This window comes from Immundisolibacter sp., from assembly GCF_028696615.1.
In the GTDB taxonomy this organism is placed as follows: domain Bacteria; phylum Pseudomonadota; class Gammaproteobacteria; order Immundisolibacterales; family Immundisolibacteraceae; genus Immundisolibacter.
Genome location: NZ_JAQVGQ010000170.1, coordinates 1 through 5,851, shown reverse-complemented (window position 1 = coordinate 5,851; position 5,851 = coordinate 1). Strand labels below are relative to the sequence as shown.

Genomic DNA, 5,851 nt, shown 5'->3' with positions numbered 1-5,851 from the left:
CAACGCGGGGCGCCAGGCTGACACAGCGCGTCGCCCGCCGGCGCGTCGACGGCGCCTTGAAAAATGCCAAACGGTCCGTGCGTGGAATTTTTCAGACCGTCGCGGCGAGAATCGGCCGCCTGTGCCGCGGGTCGCGGCGGGGCATTCCACCCTGCAAGGAGAGCGCCGCAAAAATCCGGCGCTTCCCCGAATCTGCCTTCTGCAAGACGCACCCGGCGCCGGCCAGCCGCCACCGGGTGCAGCCGGCTTACTGTGCCGAGTCCGGCTTCTCCTCGCCGGACTCCTGCTTCTCCTCGACCGCCTTGTCGACCGCCTGTTCGGTCTTCTGGGCCGCTTCGTCGACGGCTTCCTTGGCCTCCTCAGCGGCTTCCTTGGCCTTCTCACCGGCTTCCTTGGCCGCGTCCTTGGTCTGCTCGACGGCCTGATCGACCTTCTCGCCCGCCTGCTCGGCCGGCCCCTTCTCGCCGCAGCCGGCCAGCGTCAGGCCAGCCAGAACCGACAGGATGATGAAAGGCTTTTTGCTCATGTGTACGTTCCTCGATGATGAGTCGGGACAGGCCGTGCCGCCAATCCCGGGCAGCACGGCCCCACCAGGACGGCGGGGCCGGCAGGTTAACAGACTAGGCGGTCAGGCCGCCGCCGCGACGATTTTCTCGAATTTCAGCCCATCGTCGCCCACCGACACCCGGATGCTGTCGCCGTCGGCGATCTTGCCAGCCAGGATGTCGCGCGCCAGCACGTTTTCGACGTACTGCTGGATGGCGCGCTTCAGCGGCCGGGCACCGTACACCGGATCGAAACCGACCCGGGCCAGCCAGTCGAGCGCCGCCTCGTCGAACTCGATGCGTATGTCGCGCTCGGCCAAGCGCTGGCGCAGGCCGGCCACCTGGATGTCGACGATGCGCCGCAGGTGCTCGCGGCCGAGCGGATGGAACACCACCGTCTCGTCGATGCGGTTCAGGAACTCCGGCCGGAACTGGTGACGCAGCACGTCCAGCACCGCCGCTTTGATGGCTTCGTACGGCTGGCCGGCCATCTCCTGGATGCGATCCGAACCCAGGTTCGAGGTCATCACGATGATGGTGTTGCGGAAATCCACCGTGCGACCGTGACCGTCGGTCAGCCGGCCGTCGTCCAGCACCTGCAGCAGCACGTTGAACACGTCGCGGTGCGCCTTTTCGATCTCGTCGAGCAGGATCACGCAGTACGGGCGCCGGCGCACGCGCTCGGTGAGCTGGCCGCCTTCCTCGTAGCCGACGTAGCCCGGCGGGGCGCCGATCAGGCGCGCCACCGAGTGCTGTTCCATGTACTCGGACATGTCGATGCGCACCATGGCCTGCTCGGAATCGAACAGGAACTCGGCCAGCGCCTTGCACAGCTCGGTCTTGCCGACACCGGTCGGCCCCAGGAACAGGAACGAGCCGATCGGCCGCTCGTGCGCCATGAGCCCGGCGCGCGAGCGGCGGATGGCGTCGGCCACCGCGCGCACCGCCTCGTCCTGACCGACCACGCGCTGGTGCAGGGCGTCTTCGATGTGCAACAGTTTTTCGCGCTCGGACTCGAGCATCTTGGCGACCGGGATGCCGGTCCAGCGCGAGATGACCTCGGCGATCTCCTGCTCGGTGACCTGGCTGCGCAGCAGCTTGCGCGGGCCCTGCTCGGCGGTGGCGGCCGCCTCCAGGCGACGCTTGAGCTCCGGGATGCGGCCGTACTGGATCTCGGCCGCGCGTTCGAGGTCGCCGGCGCGGCGCGCCGCCTCGAATTCCTGATTCAGGCGATCGAGCTCTTCCTTGATGGATTGGGCACCGCCCACGGCCGCCTTCTCGGCGCGCCAGATTTCCTCCAGGTCCGCGTATTCGCGCTGCAGGCGGGCGATTTCCTCGTCGATCGCCGCCAAGCGCTTGCGCGAGGCCTCGTCCTGTTCCTTCTCGAGCGCCAGGTGTTCCATCTTCAGCTGGATCAGGCGCCGCTCCAAGCGGTCCATGGCCTCGGGCTTGGAGTCGATCTCCATGCGGATGCGGCTGGCGGCCTCGTCGATGAGGTCGATGGCCTTGTCCGGCAGCTTGCGCCCGGAAATGTAGCGGTGTGACAGCGTGGCCGCAGCGACGATGGCGGGGTCGGTGATCTCGACGCCGTGGTGCACCTCGTAGCGCTCTTTGAGGCCGCGCAGGATGGCGATGGTGTCCTCCACGCTCGGCTCATCCACGAACACCTGCTGGAAGCGCCGTTCGAGCGCGGCGTCCTTCTCGATGTGCTGGCGGTATTCGTCGAGCGTGGTGGCGCCGATGCAGTGCAGCTCGCCACGCGCCAATGCGGGCTTGAGCATGTTGCCGGCGTCCATGGCGCCCTCGGCCTTGCCGGCACCGACGATGGTGTGAATCTCGTCGATGAACAGGATGATCTGGCCTTCCTGCTTGGCCAGCTCGTTCAGCACGGCTTTGAGGCGCTCCTCGAACTCGCCGCGGTACTTGGCGCCGGCGATCAGCGCGCCCATGTCGAGCGCGAGCACGCGCTTGTTCTTGAGCGTCTCGGGCACCTCGCCGTTGACGATGCGCTGGGCAAGGCCCTCCACGATGGCGGTCTTACCGACACCCGGTTCGCCGATCAGCACCGGGTTGTTCTTGGTGCGCCGGGACAGCACCTGGATCACGCGGCGGATTTCCTCGTCGCGGCCGATCACCGGATCAAGCTTGCCCTGACGGGCGCGTTCGGTCAGATCGATGGTGTATTTGTCGAGCGCGCCGCGGGCTTCCTCGGCGTTTTCGGAGGTGACTTTCTCGCCACCGCGCACGGCGTCGATGGCTTTTTCGATCTTGTCGCGCGTGGCGCCGGCGGCCTTCAGGATGCGGCCGGTCTCGCCGGTGTCCTCGAGCGCCGCCAGCACGAACATCTCGCTGGCGATGAACTGATCACCACGCTGCTGGGCGTACTTGTCGGCCAGATTCAGCGCCCGCATCAGCGCCTGCGAGGGCTGCACGTCGCCGCCCACGCCCTGCACCTGCGGCAGGCGTTCGAGCGCCTTGCCGAGCTCCGCGCGCAGGCGATCCACCGCCACGCCGGCGTGCGCCAGCAGCGTGCCGACCCCGGCGCCATCCTGCGCCAGCATGGCGGCCAGCACGTGCAGCGGTTCCAGGAACTGGTGGTCCCGGCCCACGGCCAGGCTTTGCGCGTCGGCCAGCGCCTTCTGAAACTGCGTCGTCAGTTTGTCCATTCGCATCGATTTGTCTCCGGTCCGGCGCGGTCAATGCGCCCGTTGCGGACAAGGTGGGGGACAAACGCCGGGCGTTCAAGCGTTGCCGCCGATTCCGCTGATTGGAATCAGTTCCGGGTCACCGGGGACCTGCGAGAACGCCGGAGCGGTTCAATCCAGACCCGCATCGGACGGCGCCACCGAAACACGTTTCTTGCGGGGTGACCACAAAACTGCAACCGCAGGCGACTATGGTGTGCGCCGTCACACCTGAGCAGGCAACGGCATGGCGACGACATCCTTTTCTTTTTCTCGCGCAGCGATGCTGACTGCACTGGCGCTGGCCGTCACCGCCGCACTGTCGGCCGGCGATGCGCTCGCCGCCGGCCAGGTCACGCGCCTGACGCCGCCGAGCGAGCTGTTCCGCAGCGGCCAGGCGCAGCCGGTGATCGCCAGCTTCGCGCCCGGCCAGCGCTTCGATCTGCAGGCGACCATCCAGCCGAGCGACGGCTCGCCGGTCACGGCGGTCAAGTTCACCGTGGACGGCGTGCCGGTGCGCGGCCAGCCGACGCTGACCACGACCGGTCTTGTCAGCGGGCTGGCGCCGGCGTCGGCAGTGGCGTCGCGGCGCGCCTACAGCACGCTGCGACCGGGCATGCACACGCTGAAGGTGGTGGCCACGCAGGCCAACGGCGACACCGTGAGCGCGACCGGCAACTTCCGCGTCGAACCCATCCTGCCGGGCGGGCGCAAGGTCAAGAACGTCATCATCATGGTCGGCGACGGCATGGGGGCGACACACCGCACCGCCGCCCGCGTCATGCTGAGCGGCTACACGCAGGGCAAAGCCCGAAGCCCGCTGGCGATGGACACCTTCCCGAACACGGCGCTGGTCAAGACGGCGTCGCTGAACTCGATCGTGACCGACTCGTCGCCCGGCATGGCCAGCTACGTCAATGGCAACAAACAGGCCAACAACCAGGAAGGCGTGTTTCCGGACGACACCACCGACGCCTTCGACAACCCGCGCGTGGAGTACCTGTCCGAATACCTGCACCGCACGCAGGGCACACAGCTCGGCATCCTGACCACCGCCGATGTGTTCGACGCGACGCCGGCGGCGAACGCCGTGCACACGTCCAATCGCGGCGCCGGCACCGGTATCGTCGACCAGTACCTCGACCAGGCCGACCAGAGCGGTCTGATCGTGCTGATGGGCGGCGGGCGCAAGTGGTTCCTGCCGGCCGGCACGCCGGGCTCGGCGCGCAGCGCGAGCAGCGATTACGTGCTGCCGGCGGACCTGGCCGCCGGCTGGGGCGTGCCGGCCGGCGCCAAAGACCCGGACCGCGATCTGATCGCCGACTTCACCGCCGCCGGCTGGGCCTACGCCGCCAACAAGACCGAGATGGATGGCGCCGGCGGCGGCAAACTGCTGGGCCTGTTCAGTTACTCCAACATGAACGTGGCGCTCGACAAGATCGGCGGCCGGCGCGGCACCAGCACGGTGGTGCAGGACGTCGGCTTCCCCGACCAGCCGATGCTGGACGAGATGACCGCCAAGGCGCTCAAGGTGCTCGACGCCAACAGCCCGCACGGCTTCATCCTGATGGCAGAAGCCGCCTCCATCGACAAACAGGCCCACAACATGGACGCCGAACGGTGGATCCTGGACACCATCGAGCTCGACCGTGCCGTCAAGGTGGCGCAGGACTTCGCCAACACGCACCCGGGCACGCTGGTCATCGTCACGGCCGATCACGAGTGCGCCGGCGCCGCCATCATCGGCGCCTCCACGGTCACCGACGCGGTGCTGCAAAGCAAGACCGGCCCCGAACTGCAACAGGTCGTCGGCCAGTACGAGGCGGCCGGCTTCCCGCGCTACACCATCGAGGCGGACGGCTACCCCGCCACCACCGACGTCGACCACAAGATGCTGATCGGCTACGGCGCCAACGCCGACCGCTACGAGGACTGGCGCAGCAACGCCCGGCCGGTGCACGACACGCAGCAGCCGTTCGACGGCCAGGCGCCGCTGTCGGGTTACCCGGCGATCAACGCCATCGACGGCCAGGTGGCGTCGCTCGGCCGCCCGCTGCGCGACCAGGCCGGCGGCTACCTCATCACCGGCCAGCTTCGCGGCATCACCGCCGTGCACACCGCCACCGACGTCCCGCTGTCGGCCGACGGGCGCGGCGCCAGCCTGTTCGGCGGCGTGATCGACAACACCGACGTGTTCTTCAGGCTGGTGCAGGCGGTGACAGGCGGCGTACGACCGATGCGCGACGACGACTGACCCAGGCAGCCGTTCGGGATCAGGGCCCGCCGCGCCCGCTGCGTCGCGGCGGCCCCTTTGTGGTTCTGGACGGCGATAATGGACCGACGCCCCGCCACCCACGCCCGTCGACAGCGCCCATGCACCCAGACGCTCACACCCTCGCCACCATCGACGCGCAGGTCCGCGCGGCGCTTGCCGAAGACGTCGGCACCGGCGACCTCACCGCCGGCCTGATCCCGGCGGATGCGCAGGCCACGGCGCGCGTCGTCTGCCGCGAAGCGGCGGTGATCTGCGGGCGCGACTGGTTCGATGCCGTGTTCCGGCAGCTCGACCCCGCGCTGCGGATCGACTGGCGCGTGTCCGACGGCGACGCGGTCAGCCCCAAC

At 68.6% G+C, this 5,851-nt stretch carries 3 protein-coding genes and 1 pseudogene; 2 read left to right on the top strand and 2 right to left on the bottom strand.

Annotation, left to right across the window (positions count from 1 at the left end; all coding sequences use genetic code 11):
* Positions 1 to 247: 247 nt before the first annotated feature.
* Together PHC73_RS10645 and clpB are read right to left on the bottom strand one after the other, a co-directional pair.
* On the bottom strand, positions 248 to 526 hold the full coding sequence (locus tag PHC73_RS10645) for a hypothetical protein (RefSeq protein WP_300127799.1): 279 nt from the start codon (positions 524 to 526) through the stop codon (positions 248 to 250).
* Between the two features lie 102 nt (positions 527 to 628).
* Positions 629 to 3,217 (bottom strand): ATP-dependent chaperone ClpB, encoded by a 2,589-nt coding sequence (clpB, locus tag PHC73_RS10640; RefSeq protein WP_366949858.1) that lies wholly within the window; start codon positions 3,215 to 3,217, stop codon positions 629 to 631.
* Positions 3,218 to 3,512: 295 nt separating this feature from the next.
* Between clpB and PHC73_RS10635 the strand changes: the two genes are divergently transcribed.
* Complete coding sequence (locus PHC73_RS10635; protein ID WP_300127793.1) at positions 3,513 to 5,483, top strand: alkaline phosphatase; 1,971 nt, start codon at positions 3,513 to 3,515, stop codon at positions 5,481 to 5,483.
* 119 nt (positions 5,484 to 5,602) lie between these two features.
* Positions 5,603 to 5,851 (top strand): annotated as a pseudogene (locus PHC73_RS10630) (nicotinate-nucleotide diphosphorylase (carboxylating)); the annotation flags it as partial.

Bases quoted from the DNA above. Each gene is read 5' to 3' on its own strand.
- PHC73_RS10635 (WP_300127793.1), top strand. From the start codon at position 3,513: ATGCTGACTGCACTGGCGCTGGCCGTCACCGCCGCACTGTCGGCCGGC.
- clpB (WP_366949858.1), bottom strand. From the start codon at position 3,217: ATGCGAATGGACAAACTGACGACGCAGTTTCAGAAGGCGCTGGCCGAC.
- PHC73_RS10645 (WP_300127799.1), bottom strand. From the start codon at position 526: ATGAGCAAAAAGCCTTTCATCATCCTGTCGGTTCTGGCTGGCCTGACG.